Below are 15,102 nucleotides of genomic sequence, written 5' to 3'. Positions count from 1 at the left end.
GTTTCTTAACGGCTTGAAAGGAGACGCATATGAAACGATATTACGGATTGGCCGTCATCTTGATTCTGCTCGATCAACTCACAAAATGGGTGGTCGTTCAGACGATGACAATCGGTCAATCGATTGAAGTCATCCCGAACTTGTTATACTGGACCTCTTATCGCAATAAAGGAGCGGCTTGGGGGATGTTAGAAGGACAGATGGCGTTCTTCTTCGTCATCACGATTCTCGTCGTTGCGGGTCTTGTTTACTTCCTGCATAAAGAAGTGAACGGGTATCAGCTTCTCGGATACAGTGTTGGACTGCTCCTGGCCGGTGCGATTGGTAACTTTATCGATCGACTGTTCCGCGGTGAAGTCGTCGATTTTGTTGATACGTATCCGTTTGGCTACAACTTCCCGATTTTTAACGTGGCCGATATGGCACTCACGTTTGGTGTCATCTTGATGGTCATCGGGATTTTATTTGAAGAAAAATTACACAAAGAAAGGGGACAATCGTAATGGAATCCTATACTTTTGTCGCCGATGAAAAGGCAAGGATCGACAAGTGGGTGAGCGACCGTGGAGAATGGTCACGCTCACAAGTACAAGAATGGATTAAGACAGGGGCACTTCTCGTCAATGGGAGTGCTGTCAAACCAAACTATAAGCTCCAAGTGGGCGATGAAATCGAAGTGAACGTCCCGGAAGCGGTGGAACTCGAAGTGTTACCTGAACACATTCCGCTTGAAATCGTATATGAAGATGAAGATATGATTGTCGTCAATAAAGCACGTGGGATGGTCGTTCATCCTGCTGCCGGTCACACGTCCGGAACGCTCGTCAATGCACTTCTCGGACATTGTGATGACCTCTCAGGCATCAATGGCGTCAAGCGCCCTGGAATCGTGCATCGAATCGACAAAGATACGACAGGTCTCCTTATGGTCGCTAAAAATGACTTGGCTCATGAATCACTTGCGAGTCAATTGAAAGACAAGACGATCAAGCGTGAATATATCGCGCTCGTTCACGGCGAACTCGTGCACGAACTCGGGACGATCGAGGCACCGATTGGTCGCGATACGAATGATCGTCAGCGTATGACCGTGACGGACAAGAATGCGAAAGAAGCGGTGACGCATTTCCGCTTGCTCGAGCGCTACAAAGACTTCACGCTCGTCGAGTGTAAACTCGAGACAGGTCGCACACACCAAATCCGTGTGCACATGCGCTATATCGGGCATCCGCTCGCAGGAGACCCGAAATATGGACCACGTCGCACGATTGATTTGGGCGGTCAAGCCCTCCATGCGGCGACGCTCGGTTTCCACCATCCACGTACGAAAGAATGGATGGAATTTGAGGCACCACTTCCTGAAGACTTTAAGGCAGAACTTGCAAAGTTAGATAAAATCGAGAAAACTCGTTGACTTCTGTCACGTTCCGATTTATAGTCTAGGAAGCATAACACCTTTAAACCCAGTCCAGAGAGGCTGTGAAAGGATTGTGACCGCGGTCACACTAACGTCAATTCAACCCGGCACCAGACTGCCGTTTTTGATGAAGACTCCCTTTCCAGCCGGACGAGGGAGTCTTCTTTTTTTGAATGAAGCATGAAAGGAGGAGTGACGTGAAACAGTCCGTCATTTTAGATGAATCAGCCATCCGTCGAGCGTTGACACGAATCGCTCATGAAATCATCGAGCGGAACAAAGGAATCGACGATGTCGTCCTCGTCGGGATCAAGACGAGAGGCGAGACGCTCGCTGACCGACTCGCACGCCGCATCGAAGAGATTGAAGGCAAGCCGGTCGCAATCGGGAATCTCGACATCACGCTTTACCGGGATGACTTATCGAAGAAGTCGTTAGACCCAGAAGTGAAGGCAACGGAGTTGCCACATGACATTAATGGGAAGACCGTCGTCCTCGTCGACGACGTCCTATATACCGGTCGAACGGTCCGTGCCGCAATGGACGCACTCGTTGACCATGGTCGCCCAGACTACATCCAACTCGCGGTCTTGATTGACCGAGGACATCGGGAGCTTCCGATTCGACCTGATTTCATCGGGAAGAACGTTCCGACATCGAAGTCCGAGCAAGTCGTCGTCCGACTCAGTGAAGTCGACACGGCAGATGAAGTGACAATCAATCAGCAATAATCTTAAAACCTTTAAGGTGGTCCAGAGAGGCCAGGAAGGAGAAATTCAATATGAAACAACCCGTTCTACACATCCACGAGCGTCCAGCTCACTTTCCACAATGGCTGTTATTCAGTCTTCAACACGTCTTCGCCATGTTCGGAGCGACGATTTTAGTCCCGATTTTAACAGGATTGAATACATCGGTCGCCCTCGTCGCTTCAGGAGTGGCCACGCTCTCATTCTTAGCGATTACGCGCTTCAAAGTCCCAACATACCTCGGTTCAAGTTTTGCCTACATCGCCCCAATCATTGCGGTCAGTCAGCAATGGGGTGTCGAAGCCGCACTGTTCGGCGGAATCATTGCCGGCTCAGTATACGGTGTCGTTTCCTTGATCATCTATAAGACAGGCGTCAACTGGTTGCTCCGGTTGCTCCCACCAGTCGTCGTCGGACCGGTCATCATGGTCATCGGTTTGTCGCTCGCGCCGGTCGCCATCGACATGTCGATGAATCAAGACGGAGCTTATAATGGAACGTTCATGACAATCGCACTCTTGACACTTGGAATCACGATGCTCGCCATGACAAAACTGAAAGGGGTTTGGGGAGCGGTTCCAATCCTTTTCGGAATCGTCGGAGGCTACGGGATTGCTGCAGCATTCGGAATCATCGACTACTCACCAATCCAACAAGCAAGCTTGTTCCAAATCCCTGACTTCACGATGGTGTTCGTCGACTACATGCCGATGTGGCAAGTCGGTGCACTCCTCGCGATCGTACCGGTCGCACTCGTCACAATGACCGAGCATATCGGCGATCAAATGGTCACATCTAAAATCATCGGACGAGAGACGATGAAAGATCCTGGCCTCCATCGCACGCTACTCGGTGACGGGGTAGGGAAAGCAGTCGCTTCCGCACTCGGTGGTCCACCATGTACGACATACGGTGAAAACAACGGCGTCATGGCCATCACACGCGTCTACAGTGTCTATGTCATCGCTGGAGCGGCGCTCATGGCTATCAGCTTCGGATTCCTCGGTCATATCGAGGCATTCATCTCAACGATTCCGAATCCGGTCAAAGGGGGCATCTCGATCCTCTTATTCGGGGTCATCGCGTCGAACGGACTACGGACGATGGTGGAGAGCAACGTCGATTTGGCAGAAAAACGCAACTTGATCATCTCATCGGTCATCCTCGTCATCGGGCTAGGTGGTGCGATGATTCAACTCGGCAGCTTCCCTGTACAAGGGATGGCGCTCGCGACGGTCGTCGGGATTCTCTTAAACGCCATCTTACCGAAAGAAGAAGTCGAGACGGTCGTGCAAGTCAACACAACTGAAGAAACGAAACAAGCAAGTAACTTTTAATTCGATCCCGTGAGGTCGGCAAAGTGAAGGCTCGTTTATTTGGGTGTACCTTGCCCAAATAAAGGCGTCCCTTCACATCGGTGAAGAGGCGCCTTTTCTCTTTGCCTCTAACAAAAGGAGGAGACGAACATGAATACGATGCAAACGAATGTCAAACCAGTCAAACACTTCGTCAGCTTAGACACACTCTCACTCGATGAGATCATGGGCATGATTGAAGAGTCATTGCGCTATAAGCAAGGGGACCTACCCCCGCTATTTGATGGGAAGACGGTCGCAAACCTGTTCTTTGAAAACTCGACGCGTACGAAAAACTCGTTTCAAATGGCCGAGCGACACTTGAATATGCAAGAGATTCCGTTCGATGTGACGACGTCATCGGTCACGAAAGGAGAGACACTGTACGACACATGCAAGACGCTCGAAGCGATTGGAGTTGACGCACTCGTCATCCGACATCCGGAAGCGGGATACTACCATGAACTCGTTGAGAAGTTGAATATTCCCGTACTCAATGGGGGCGACGGGAGTGGCGAACATCCTTCCCAATCCCTACTCGACCTCGTCACGATCTTTGAAGAGTTCAGAACGTTCCAAGGATTGAACGTTGCCATCTGTGGAGACCTCGTTCACAGCCGCGTCGCTCGATCGAATGCGAGTGTGTTGAAGCGTCTCGGGGCAAACGTCGTCGGATGCAGCCCAGCCTCATGGTGGGATGATTCCATGGGGCTTGAGCGTAAAGAACTTGATGATGTGCTAGCAAAAAGTGACGTCATCATGCTGTTACGGGTTCAGCACGAGCGTCATATCATGGGAGACATTTTCTCGAAAGAGGAATATCACACACGATATGGACTGACGGTCGAGCGAGTCGAGCGGATGAAAGAAGGAGCCATCATCATGCATCCGGCACCGGTCAATCGAGATGTCGAGATTGCGGGCAGTCTGATCGAGCATGAACGCTCACGCATCTTCCCGCAAATGAAGAACGGCGTCTATGCACGCATGAGCATCTTAAATCGAGCATTAGGAGGACAACAATGATACTTCAAAACGCGACATGGTATGACAACGGGACAAAACGAACGACAAACATCCTCTTGAAAGACGGGAAAATCGAATCGCTCGATTATAACGGGTCGACAGCCGGGGAAGAAGTCATCGATGCGACGAGTTACTTGCTCGCACCAGGACTTGTCGATGTCCACGTCCACTTGCGTGAGCCGGGAGGCGAAGCGAAAGAAACGATCAAAACGGGAACGATGGCGGCAGCGGCGGGCGGATTCACGACAATCTGTTCGATGCCCAACACGCGACCGGTACCAGACAATCGCGTCACGATGGACGCGCTCCTCCAAAAGATTGAGCAAGATGCAATCGTCCGTGTCCTTCCATACGCTGCCATCACGAAGCGGCAGCTCGGTGAAGAACAGGTTGATATGGAATCTCTATCAGATGCATTCGCCTTCACCGATGACGGGGTCGGTGTTCAATCAGCGGCGATGATGCGACAAGCGATGCGTGAAGCGAAACGCTTGAACAAGGCCGTCGTTGCACACTGTGAAGACAATACGCTAAAAGCAGGATCGGTCCACGAAGGGAAGTTCAGTGAGGCGCACGGGATTCAAGGGATTCCAAGTCTTGCAGAGAGTATCCATATCGCCCGAGATGTGCTGATTGCTGAAGAAACGGGCTGTCATTATCACGTGTGTCACGTCTCATCGCGGCAATCGGTCCGTGTCATCCGTGATGCGAAGCGGGCAGGTATTCAAGTGACCGCCGAAGTGACTCCTCACCACCTCGTCTTGAGCGAAGACGATATCCCAGGGCTCGATGCCAACTTCAAGATGAATCCTCCGCTCCGAAGCGAGGACGATCGACAGGCGCTTCTTGAAGGATTATTCGATGGAACGATCGACATGATTGCGACAGACCATGCCCCACATACGGCTGAGGAAAAAGCGCAAGGGATCGAGCGTGCACCATTCGGGATTACCGGATTTGAGACGGCGTTCCCGCTTCTGTACACGACGTTCGTGAAGACGGGCATCATGGAAGAACATCAGTTAATCGACTGGATGACGAAGCGTCCGAGCGACGTATTTGGATTATCAAGAGGTGAACTGAAAGTTGGGGCGGATGCCGATTTGGTACTGATCGATACAGATACGACGCGAGTGGTGGATCCGTCGACGTTCTATTCAAAAGGAAAGAACACACCGTTTACGGGGAAACAACTTGTCGGATGGCCGGTCATGACGATGGTCGGTGGCGAAATTGTATATAAGGGGCGATTTGATGAAACGAACATTATGGCTTGAGGATGGAATGAAATTTGTCGGTAAAGGATTCGGGGCACCAGCGGATACGATGGGGGAAGTCGTCTTCCAAACAGGTATGACCGGTTATCAAGAAATTTTGTCGGATCCGTCGTATTGCGACCAGATGATCGTGCTGACGAACCCGTTGATCGGAAACTACGGTGTCAATCGTGAAGACTTCGAAACGACAGTTCCGATGGCAAAAGCATTGATTGTAAAAGAGGCTTGCGGCACACCGTCGAACTTCCGTTCCACGGCGACGCTAGATGCAACGCTTACTCGCTTTGGTATCCCAGGGTTATCCGATATCGACACGCGTATGTTGACACGTCACTTACGGGCGCAAGGTGTCATGCGAGGTGTCCTCGTCGATGGTGAGTTGACATGGAACGAGGTAAAGTCTCGCTTTAACGAACTGTCTCCGAACGATCAAGTCGCACGCGTCTCGACGAAACGGACGTATGTAAGTACGGGTACGGGTCCACGGATCGCGTTGATCGACTTCGGGGCCAAACTTGGCATCATGCGCGAGTTGATGAAGCGGGACTGTGAAGTCATCGTCTTCCCACATGACACTACTGCAGAAGACGTGTTGCGGTACGAGCCAGATGGCATCATGTTGTCGAACGGACCGGGGGATCCGAAAGACGTCCCGACAGCGATTCCACTCATTCAACAACTCATGACGACGACACCGATGTTCGGGATTTGTCTCGGTCATCAACTGATCGCGCTCGCGAACGGGGCAAACACATTCAAACTTCCGTTCGGACACCGTGGGGCGAACCATCCTGTCCTTGAATTAGAGACAGGCGCCGTGACGATCACATCTCAAAACCATGGATACGCAGTAGAGGAGGCATCACTACTCGATACAGCGCTCATCGTGACGCATCGCGCGGTCAACGACGGCACGATCGAAGGAGTGAAACATCTGCATCATCCGACATTCTCGGTACAGTATCACCCGGAAGCGGCACCAGGACCATTTGACGCCAACGATTTATTTGACCGTTTCATGCAACTCGTTCAAGAAAACAAACAGAAAGTGGGAATTTGACATGCCAAAACGACCAGATATTCAGAAAATCCTTGTGATCGGATCAGGACCGATTGTGATCGGACAAGCAGCAGAATTTGATTATGCTGGTACACAGGCATGTCTCGCCTTGAAAGAAGAAGGATACGAGGTCATTCTCGTCAACTCGAACCCGGCGACGATCATGACGGACCCGACGACAGCGGACCGCGTCTATATCGAACCGCTCGAACCCGAATTCGTCGAGCGAATCATCCGCCAAGAACGCCCGGATGCGCTACTCGCGACACTCGGTGGTCAGACAGGATTGAACTTGGCGTTTGAACTCGATAAGCGGGGAGTATTACGCGATTGTGGGGTGGAATTACTCGGAACGAACCTAGCGGCCATCGTGCAAGCTGAAGACCGTGAGCAGTTCCGAAACCTCATGTTCGAACTCGGGCATGGCGTTCCTGAGAGTGAAATCGTCCATACGCTCGATTCTGCTTGGGGATTTGCAGAGCGTATCGGATATCCGATCATCATTCGACCTGCTTACACGCTCGGCGGAACCGGTGGAGGGATTGCCCATGACCGTGAATCATTTGAGCAAATCGTCGAATCTGGTTTAAAGGCGAGTCCAGTGACGCAAGTGTTGTTAGAGAAGTCGATTGCCGGGATGAAAGAAGTTGAATTTGAGGTGATGCGTGACTCGAGCGACCAGGCCATCATCGTCTGTGCGATGGAAAACTTTGACCCGGTCGGTGTCCATACGGGAGACTCAATCGTATTCGCACCGACTCAGACGTTATCGGACCGCGATTATCAGATGCTTCGTAGCGTCTCGCTCGACATCATCCGGGCACTCGGGATTGAAGGAGGATGTAACATCCAGTTCGCTCTCGACCCAGATAGCTTCACATACTACGTCATCGAAGTGAACCCACGGGTTTCACGAAGCTCGGCGCTCGCATCAAAAGCGACAGGCTATCCGATTGCCAAACTCGCTGCAAAAGTCGCTGTCGGCTATAAGTTGTCAGAACTGAAAAACCCGGTCACCGAGACGAGTTACGCATCATTTGAGCCAGCACTTGATTATGTTGTCGCCAAAATCCCTCGTTTCGCTTTCGATAAGTTTGAGTCCGCGGATCGCCGCTTAGGCACACAAATGAAAGCGACGGGTGAAGTCATGGCCATCGGTCGAAACTTAGAAGAGGCGCTATTAAAAGCCGTGCGCTCGCTCGAACTCGGGATGGAGGAATTATATCTCCCGCAACTTAAGGACTTGGGCACGGAACAGCTCGAGCATGGTCTCGTTCATCCGACGGACGAGCGCTTGTTCATGGTATACGAGGCTCTTCGCCGCGGATACACGGTAGAAGCGCTTCATCAATTGACGAAGATCGATCGTTTCTACTTACACAAACTGAACCATATTTGGCAGACCGAGCAACAGCTCGCATCGGAGCCATTGACGTCAGAGCGTTTGCTCGACGTGAAGCGACTTGGCTTCAGTGACGTCGCCATTGCCCGAATCCTTGAGACAGACGTTGAGACGATTCGTGCGCAACGTCACGGATGGAACATCCGCCCTGTGTATAAGATGGTCGATACGTGTGCGGCGGAATTCGCATCGGAGACGCCATATTTTTACGGAACATATGAAGTGGAGAACGAAGCGGTGAAGACAGACCGCCCATCAATCCTCGTCCTCGGATCAGGACCGATTCGAATCGGTCAAGGTGTCGAGTTCGACTATGCGACCGTTCATTCGATTCAGACGATTCGTGATGCCGGATATGAAGCCATTATCATCAACAACAACCCAGAGACGGTCTCGACAGACTTCTCCATCTCTGATCGTCTGTACTTCGAGCCATTGACGACAGAAGATGTGTTAGAAGTCATCGATAACGAGAATCCGCTCGGCGTCATCGTTCAATTCGGTGGACAGACCGCCATCAACTTAGCGGCATCGCTCGAAGCGAACGGCGTGAAAATTCTTGGGACATCATTAGAAGACATCGATCGCGCCGAAGACCGGAAAGCGTTCGAAGCTACCTTGTCGGCTGAACGATTGGCCCAACCACCAGGGAAGACGGCGACGAATGTCGAAGAGGCGGTTGCATGTGCGAATGAACTCGGTTATCCGGTACTCGTCCGACCATCTTACGTCCTCGGGGGACGGGCGATGGAGATTGTATATGAACAGTCAGAGCTCGAGCGTTACATGCGAAACGCCGTCATCGCCTCGAAAGATCGCCCAGTTCTTATCGACCGCTATTTAACGGGGATTGAGATTGAAGTCGACGCGATTTGTGACGGGACGGACGTCTATATCCCAGGCATCATGGAGCATATCGAACGAGCCGGTGTACACTCTGGTGACTCGATTGCAGTATATCCACCACAACGCCTCAGTGACGCGCTGAAGCAAAAAGTCGTCGACTACACAATCAAGTTGGCGAAAGCGTTCCGCATCAAAGGGCTTCTGAACATCCAGTTCGTCTATGCAGATGATTTGTATGTCATCGAAGTAAACCCGCGTGCGAGCCGAACGGTTCCGTTCATCTCAAAAGTGACAGGTTTACCGGTCGCACGAATTGCGACGCAAACAATTCTCGGAACGAGCTTGAAAGAACTTGGTCTTGGAACAGGCATCCATCCCGAGTCAGACAGCATCTCTGTCAAAGTGCCGGTCTTCTCTTTCGCGAAATTGAAAGAAGTCGATCCGTCGCTTGGACCTGAGATGAAATCGACAGGGGAAGTCATGGCAACAGACCGGACTCTTGAAAAGGCACTCTATAAAGGTCTTGTGGCAGCTGGAATGAACATCGCCTTAAAAGGAAACGTCCTCATGACAATCGCAGATCACGACAAGGATGAGGCGATTGCCTTAGCCAAACGATTTGACCGTCTCGGCTTCCGTCTCATGGCGACGAGCGGTACGGCAGATGGACTAGAAGCGGAGCAGATGCGCGTTCGTCGGGTCGGGAAGATTCAAGAATCAGGTGAGACGATGCTCAGCGTGATCGAACGCGGGGAAGTCGACTTGATCATCAATACGACGAGTCGCGACGCACTCGTGACGAAAGACGGCTTCTTGATTCGTCGTACGGCCGCCGAGCAAGGCACAGTGTGCCTCACGTCGCTCGACACGGTCGAAGCGCTACTACAAGTCATTGAAAGCCTGTCGTTCCAAACGGTCAGCATTCCGGCATTCACGAAGTTTGGGGTGATGGTATGAGACGTGACGTCACCATCATCAGCAATCGCCAAATCGCAAAAGCGACGATGGAGATGAAAGTACGTTGTCCTGGGGTGGAAATCGCCCCAGGGACGTTCTTTCACATCAAGACGTCCGGTCTGTTACGTCGACCGTTGTCGGTGGCGAACGTTGAAGGAGAAGAAGTCACATTTTTATATAAGATAATCGGAGAAGGGACTTCCGAGTTGGCAAGAAAGCGTGTCGGGGACACGCTTGACGTCCTTGGACCGCTCGGCAACGGGTTTCCGCTCGCACAACATGGGAAACGGATTGTCCTTGTCGGTGGTGGAATCGGGGTACCTCCCCTTTACTACGTCAGACGTCGTCTACATGAGATGGGGATTGAGACGATTGCGATACTTGGGTTTGATTCAAAAGAGAGCGTCTTTTATGAAGAAGCATTTCAAGAGCTCGGGGAAACAATCATCACGACCGTTGACGGGAGCCACGGGGAACGCGGATTTGTGACGGGACCACTCGCACGCATCGATGCGGACGTGTTATTCAGCTGTGGTCCAGAAGCGATGTTGAAGGCGGTCGCCGCTTCACCGATTCCTGAGCGTTACGTCTCGATTGAAAATCGAATGGGTTGTGGCATTGGCGCTTGTTTTGCTTGCGTCTGCAAAGCGCCGGAAGGCTATGTGAAAGTATGTAGCGATGGACCGGTATTCAATGCGGAAGAGGTGCTGTTATGAGATTACATGTCGAGTTACCAGGACTCCAGTTGAAAAATCCGATCATCCCGGCTTCTGGATGTTTCGGATTCGGGGAAGAGTTTGCCAAACTGTATGACCTCTCCATCTTAGGCGGCATCATGATCAAGGCAGCGACAGAAGAGTCCCGATTCGGAAATGCGACGCCACGTGTCGCAGAGACGGCGCAAGGGATGCTCAATGCAATCGGCCTTCAAAATCCAGGGGTCGATGCAATCATCGAGGAGAAATTGCCGTTCCTCTCCACTTTCGATACAGAGATCATCGCCAACGTCGCCGGGTCGACGCCTGATGAATATGTGGAAGTCGCACGTCGCATCAGTACGGACCCGACCATCAAAGCCATCGAGCTGAACATCTCATGTCCGAACGTGAAGTGTGGGGGCATGCAGTTTGGGACGGATCCTGTGATGGCTGCGGAATTGACGAGACTCGTCAAAGCGGCTTCAAGTAAGCCGGTCTATGTGAAGCTGTCCCCGAACGTCACGTCGATCACTGACATGGCGCGTGCAGTCGAAGCGGCTGGGGCGGACGGCTTGACGATGATCAATACGCTCGTCGGGATGCGAATCGATATCCAGACCGGGCAACCGATCTTGGCGAATCGAATCGGCGGATTATCAGGTCCAGCCATTAAACCGGTGGCGGTCCGGATGGTATATGAAGTCGCGCAAGCGGTCGATATTCCAATCATCGCCATGGGCGGCGTTCGGACGGTCGACGACGTTCTCGAATTCATCTATGCGGGAGCGTCCGCCGTTGCGGTCGGTACCGCAAATTTTGAAAATCCATATGTTTGTCAAGAAATCATCGAGGCATTACCGGCACGACTCGATTCACTTGGAATCGATCATATAATGGACGTGAGGGGGAAAGCATATGCACAACTTGTATCTCGCCCTTGACGTGGAGACACGCGATGAGGCGCTTCATTTATTAAAACCGTTCCCGGACCGTCCTGCTGTCAAAGTAGGGATGGAACTGTTTTATCGGGAAGGTGGACGCTTTGTCGAAGAGTTGGTCGACCTCGGATATCCGGTCTTTCTCGATGTGAAAGTACATGACATTCCAGAGACGGCACGTCGCACGATGCGTCAAATCGGAAAGCTTGGGGTCGCGAAGACGAACGTGCATACGCTAGGCGGTGAAAAGATGATGCGCTACGCGTTGGATGGGCTTCGTCAAGGAAATGACACGACCCGTTTGATCGGTGTCACCCAATTGACATCCACGGATGAACGGATGATGCAGACGGAGCTCGGGATTCCGGGACGCCTCGACCAAGCTGTAATCCGTCAGGCATCGCTCGCTAAGCAGGCGGGACTTGATGGTGTCGTCGCCTCTGTTCAGGAAGCGAAGATGATTCATCAGGAACTCGGTGACGCGTTTATGACGGTCACACCTGGGATTCGACTCGGTCAAACCGATGACGACCAGGTACGTGTCGCGACGCCGCATGAAGCGAGACTGGCCGGTGTTCATGCGATCGTCGTCGGTCGCCCGATCACACGCGCAAATGATCCGTTAGCCATGTACGAACAATTTATGATGGAATGGGGACAATCATATGAAACAAATCGCTGAAGCCTTATTACAAATCAAAGCCGTCACATTATCACCGACGGAGCCATATACATGGTCGAGCGGGTTGAGAAGCCCAATCTATTGTGACAACCGGTTAACGCTCAGTTATCCCGACATCCGTAACATAATCATCGATGGATTGGTGGATGCAGTCGGATCAACAGAAGTCGATGTCATCGCGGGAACGGCAACAGCCGGTATCCCACACGGCGCTTTACTTGCCGACCGTCTCGGTCTACCATTCATTTACGTCCGCTCGAGTGCGAAAGGACATGGGAAAGGGAATCAAATCGAAGGGAAACTCGATCGCGGGGCACGCGTGCTCGTCATCGAAGATTTGTTGTCGACGGGTATGTCGAGTATTGATGCAACCCATGCGATTCGTGAAGCGGGCGGTGAGGTCGTCTGCATTCAAGCCATCTTCTCTTACGGATTGCCGATTTTAGAGAAGAATTTAGCGGATGCAAATATCAATGCCACTTCATTGACGACATTCCCTGAATTGGTCGAGGTTGCGGAATCGACAGGGAACTTAACCCAATCAGAGATTCACTCTCTTCGCGAGTGGCAACAAGACCCTCGCGCCTGGAGCGACCTCGTCACATCTTAAGAATCCACCTTCGGGCGGATTCTTTTTCGATTCGGCATATGTCATACTTCATGGTAAACTGATGAAAGTGAACCAAGAAGGAGAGGCATATGGCGTATTCAAGAAGCAAAGAAAAAACATGGAGCGCACGATTTCGGGCAATCCCGAAACATCGTAAAATCGCCTTCGGTCTCGTCTTGACGGTCATCCCAACGCTCTTTCTCGTGAATTTATTCGTATTCAGCCATTTGTTGGCGTTAGGGGACCAGTATGAAGATCGATACCAAATGAAGAAGTTACGACTCGAGACGTATCATGGGAATGTCGAGTTCGTGCGTAGTCCAAATGAAAAAGTACAGATCGAAGTGGTGCAGACCAATTCGAAAGAACGACGTATCAAAGTCAAATCGGTCGGCGATACTATCTATGTCGTCGAGCGGTATGGATGGTTCAGTTATTTCGGCAGTCGGGCAAGTGATGAACCGTCCCGCTATAAGCTTCGCGTTGCCTTACCGAGTTCGATGACCTCGGTCCATCTCGGTGCTGAACAAGTGACCGGGCAAGGGTTAAACGTGAAAACGATTGTGATGAATGCGAACGCCGTCAATTTGAAGCAAATTGATAGTGATCGTCTGCGAATTGAGACGAAGAGTGATACGACAATCGAATCCGCACGTCTCGTAACGGGAGATATCCGTTCTTATCGTCATGCGACCATCACAGACGTCGTCGTGAACCAGGCGATGACGGTTCAAACGGAAGCAGGAACGCTTAGTTATGCGCCAAAACACGCGACAGGGCAAGTGAACGTGACGACGACTGGGAAAATTTCAAGTAGCGACCGTTACAAAGAAGTCGAACCGGGTGTCTATCAGTTGTCGACATCGAATCGACCTGTCGTTGAGTTGATTTCTGAGACAGGGAAGGTCGAACTGAAATGAATGGAAAACGCTACATCCCGAAAATCGGGCTTCGTACGTTAAAGACCGGGATTGCCGTATCAATCACCGTCGCAATCTCGTGGTATGTATTCGGAATTTATTCTGGAATGGGTGCAATCGCAGCAGTCGTGGCGATGCAACCGACCGTCAAGCGCTCGTCTAAAATCGTGTTCAGTCGAATATTCGGAACGGTCGTCGGTCTCATGTGTGGGCTGTTCATCGTCTATTTGTTCGGCGTCAATCCCATTTCCATTGGTCTAGCGGTCATCGTGTCGCTCACGCTCAATACGACATTCGATAAGACACACATGTCGACGTACGCGGCGTTCGCCATCGTCATGATGTTAGAAAACCCGACTTCGGATTTCTTCCATTATGCATGGACACGCTCATTGTTGACGGCAGTCGGTGTATTCGTCTCACTCGGTGTGAACTATGCGTTCTTGCCACCGCGGTATGAAGATCGTTTGTTGAGCGAGGTCAGAAAGACTTCATCTTATTTGTTCCACCATTGGCGTGAACTTGTCGGTTCACCGGCGGAACTGTTAGAGACGCGCGCCCGCATCCTCGGTCATCAGGAGCTGCATATGATGCTTCAAGAGGATATGAAAGTGACGAACGTGAAATTGAAGTATATGACAATCAAGCAGTATCGCTTGCTCATTCATCTCGAAGACAAGCTCGTCTTGTTGCTAGAAAGTCTAGCCGAGCATCGGGAAGCCTTTTTACTCATGAGCGAGGAAGAACGTCAGGCGTTCGAATCGGAGTTCTTATACTTACTCGCGCATCATCACGATATTCTCTATACGTGCGATAAACCGTATTCGCTCTTTAGGTTGCCGCATGAAGATTTATCCGTTTCAGAAATTTTACACGGGCATTTGCTCGATTATCATGAACAGCTCGAGGCATTTAAGCATGACCCGACAAACTGACTTTGAACTAATACAAGGGTTTAATTTTTTTATGACGAATATAAACATACACATGTGGTAATGAATTTTTATAATAAATTCTAACCAAGAGGCAGGTAAATTAAATGAAAATTAAATGGGAAAGATTAGCTAATATAAAGAGCGCGGAATTAGAGATAGATGATTTCACCGTAATTTGTATTTTGCAATACAAATGTGCACAATAATGCAACGAAAAGTACAGAACTTTG

Annotated in this window: 14 protein-coding genes; all 14 read left to right on the top strand. The window is 51.0% G+C overall.

Features of this window, described 5'->3' with window-relative positions; translation table 11 throughout:
• The first annotated feature begins 29 nt into the window (after window positions 1–29).
• Window positions 30–503, top strand: coding sequence for a signal peptidase II (gene lspA / locus ON063_RS01725; RefSeq protein ID WP_214875366.1), 474 nt, complete (start codon window positions 30–32; stop codon window positions 501–503).
• Entirely contained in the window at window positions 503–1,414 is a 912-nt protein-coding gene (locus ON063_RS01720) for an RluA family pseudouridine synthase (RefSeq protein ID WP_214691771.1), read from the top strand. The genes lspA and ON063_RS01720 overlap by 1 nt, the downstream gene beginning before the upstream one ends.
• A gap of 200 nt (window positions 1,415–1,614) precedes the next feature.
• The gene (gene pyrR / locus ON063_RS01715) at window positions 1,615–2,148 is read left to right on the top strand and encodes a bifunctional pyr operon transcriptional regulator/uracil phosphoribosyltransferase PyrR (protein WP_274664026.1); all 534 of its coding nucleotides are present in this window, start codon (window positions 1,615–1,617) and stop codon (window positions 2,146–2,148) included.
• A 50-nt stretch (window positions 2,149–2,198) separates the two neighbouring features.
• Window positions 2,199–3,503 carry a uracil-xanthine permease family protein gene (locus ON063_RS01710; RefSeq protein WP_274664025.1) on the top strand — a complete coding sequence of 435 codons (1,305 nt, stop codon included), beginning with the start codon at window positions 2,199–2,201 and terminating at the stop codon, window positions 3,501–3,503.
• A gap of 129 nt (window positions 3,504–3,632) precedes the next feature.
• Entirely contained in the window at window positions 3,633–4,547 is a 915-nt protein-coding gene (locus ON063_RS01705; protein WP_274664024.1) for an aspartate carbamoyltransferase catalytic subunit, read from the top strand.
• On the top strand, window positions 4,544–5,824 hold the full coding sequence (locus ON063_RS01700; protein WP_274664023.1) for a dihydroorotase: 1,281 nt from the start codon (window positions 4,544–4,546) through the stop codon (window positions 5,822–5,824). The genes ON063_RS01705 and ON063_RS01700 overlap by 4 nt, the downstream gene beginning before the upstream one ends.
• Window positions 5,802–6,884, top strand: coding sequence for a carbamoyl phosphate synthase small subunit (locus ON063_RS01695; protein ID WP_274664022.1), 1,083 nt, complete (start codon window positions 5,802–5,804; stop codon window positions 6,882–6,884). The genes ON063_RS01700 and ON063_RS01695 overlap by 23 nt, the downstream gene beginning before the upstream one ends.
• A gap of 1 nt (window position 6,885) precedes the next feature.
• Window positions 6,886–10,089, top strand: a complete 3,204-nt coding sequence (gene carB / locus ON063_RS01690) for a carbamoyl-phosphate synthase large subunit (protein ID WP_274664021.1) — start codon at window positions 6,886–6,888, stop codon at window positions 10,087–10,089.
• Window positions 10,086–10,805, top strand: coding sequence for a dihydroorotate dehydrogenase electron transfer subunit (locus ON063_RS01685; RefSeq protein WP_274664020.1), 720 nt, complete (start codon window positions 10,086–10,088; stop codon window positions 10,803–10,805). Before carB ends, ON063_RS01685 begins: the two co-directional genes overlap by 4 nt.
• On the top strand, window positions 10,802–11,728 hold the full coding sequence (locus tag ON063_RS01680) for a dihydroorotate dehydrogenase (RefSeq protein WP_274664019.1): 927 nt from the start codon (window positions 10,802–10,804) through the stop codon (window positions 11,726–11,728). Before ON063_RS01685 ends, ON063_RS01680 begins: the two co-directional genes overlap by 4 nt.
• Entirely contained in the window at window positions 11,703–12,407 is a 705-nt protein-coding gene (pyrF, locus tag ON063_RS01675) for an orotidine-5'-phosphate decarboxylase (protein WP_274664018.1), read from the top strand. Before ON063_RS01680 ends, pyrF begins: the two co-directional genes overlap by 26 nt.
• Window positions 12,391–13,017 carry an orotate phosphoribosyltransferase gene (pyrE, locus tag ON063_RS01670; protein ID WP_274664017.1) on the top strand — a complete coding sequence of 209 codons (627 nt, stop codon included), beginning with the start codon at window positions 12,391–12,393 and terminating at the stop codon, window positions 13,015–13,017. Before pyrF ends, pyrE begins: the two co-directional genes overlap by 17 nt.
• 89 nt (window positions 13,018–13,106) lie before the next feature.
• A complete protein-coding gene (locus tag ON063_RS01665; RefSeq protein ID WP_274664016.1) occupies window positions 13,107–13,937 on the top strand; it encodes a hypothetical protein in 831 nt (276 codons plus the stop codon).
• Window positions 13,934–14,872 carry an FUSC family protein gene (locus tag ON063_RS01660; protein ID WP_274664015.1) on the top strand — a complete coding sequence of 313 codons (939 nt, stop codon included), beginning with the start codon at window positions 13,934–13,936 and terminating at the stop codon, window positions 14,870–14,872. Before ON063_RS01665 ends, ON063_RS01660 begins: the two co-directional genes overlap by 4 nt.
• The last annotated feature ends 230 nt before the right edge of the window (window positions 14,873–15,102 follow it).

The organism is Exiguobacterium sp. B2(2022), from assembly GCF_028823655.1.
Classification (GTDB): Bacteria; Bacillota; Bacilli; order Exiguobacteriales; family Exiguobacteriaceae; genus Exiguobacterium; species Exiguobacterium aestuarii_A.
Note: the sequence above shows the minus strand (reverse complement) of the source record. Positions and strands in the feature narration are given on the sequence as shown.

Bases quoted from the DNA above. Each gene is read 5' to 3' on its own strand.
- ON063_RS01700 (WP_274664023.1), top strand. From the start codon at position 4,544: ATGATACTTCAAAACGCGACATGGTATGACAACGGGACAAAACGAACG.
- ON063_RS01660 (WP_274664015.1), top strand. From the start codon at position 13,934: ATGAATGGAAAACGCTACATCCCGAAAATCGGGCTTCGTACGTTAAAG.
- ON063_RS01720 (WP_214691771.1), top strand. From the start codon at position 503: ATGGAATCCTATACTTTTGTCGCCGATGAAAAGGCAAGGATCGACAAG.
- ON063_RS01710 (WP_274664025.1), top strand. From the start codon at position 2,199: ATGAAACAACCCGTTCTACACATCCACGAGCGTCCAGCTCACTTTCCA.
- lspA (WP_214875366.1), top strand. From the start codon at position 30: ATGAAACGATATTACGGATTGGCCGTCATCTTGATTCTGCTCGATCAA.
- ON063_RS01695 (WP_274664022.1), top strand. From the start codon at position 5,802: ATGAAACGAACATTATGGCTTGAGGATGGAATGAAATTTGTCGGTAAA.
- ON063_RS01705 (WP_274664024.1), top strand. From the start codon at position 3,633: ATGAATACGATGCAAACGAATGTCAAACCAGTCAAACACTTCGTCAGC.
- pyrF (WP_274664018.1), top strand. From the start codon at position 11,703: ATGCACAACTTGTATCTCGCCCTTGACGTGGAGACACGCGATGAGGCG.
- ON063_RS01665 (WP_274664016.1), top strand. From the start codon at position 13,107: ATGGCGTATTCAAGAAGCAAAGAAAAAACATGGAGCGCACGATTTCGG.
- carB (WP_274664021.1), top strand. From the start codon at position 6,886: ATGCCAAAACGACCAGATATTCAGAAAATCCTTGTGATCGGATCAGGA.
- ON063_RS01680 (WP_274664019.1), top strand. From the start codon at position 10,802: ATGAGATTACATGTCGAGTTACCAGGACTCCAGTTGAAAAATCCGATC.
- ON063_RS01685 (WP_274664020.1), top strand. From the start codon at position 10,086: ATGAGACGTGACGTCACCATCATCAGCAATCGCCAAATCGCAAAAGCG.
- pyrE (WP_274664017.1), top strand. From the start codon at position 12,391: ATGAAACAAATCGCTGAAGCCTTATTACAAATCAAAGCCGTCACATTA.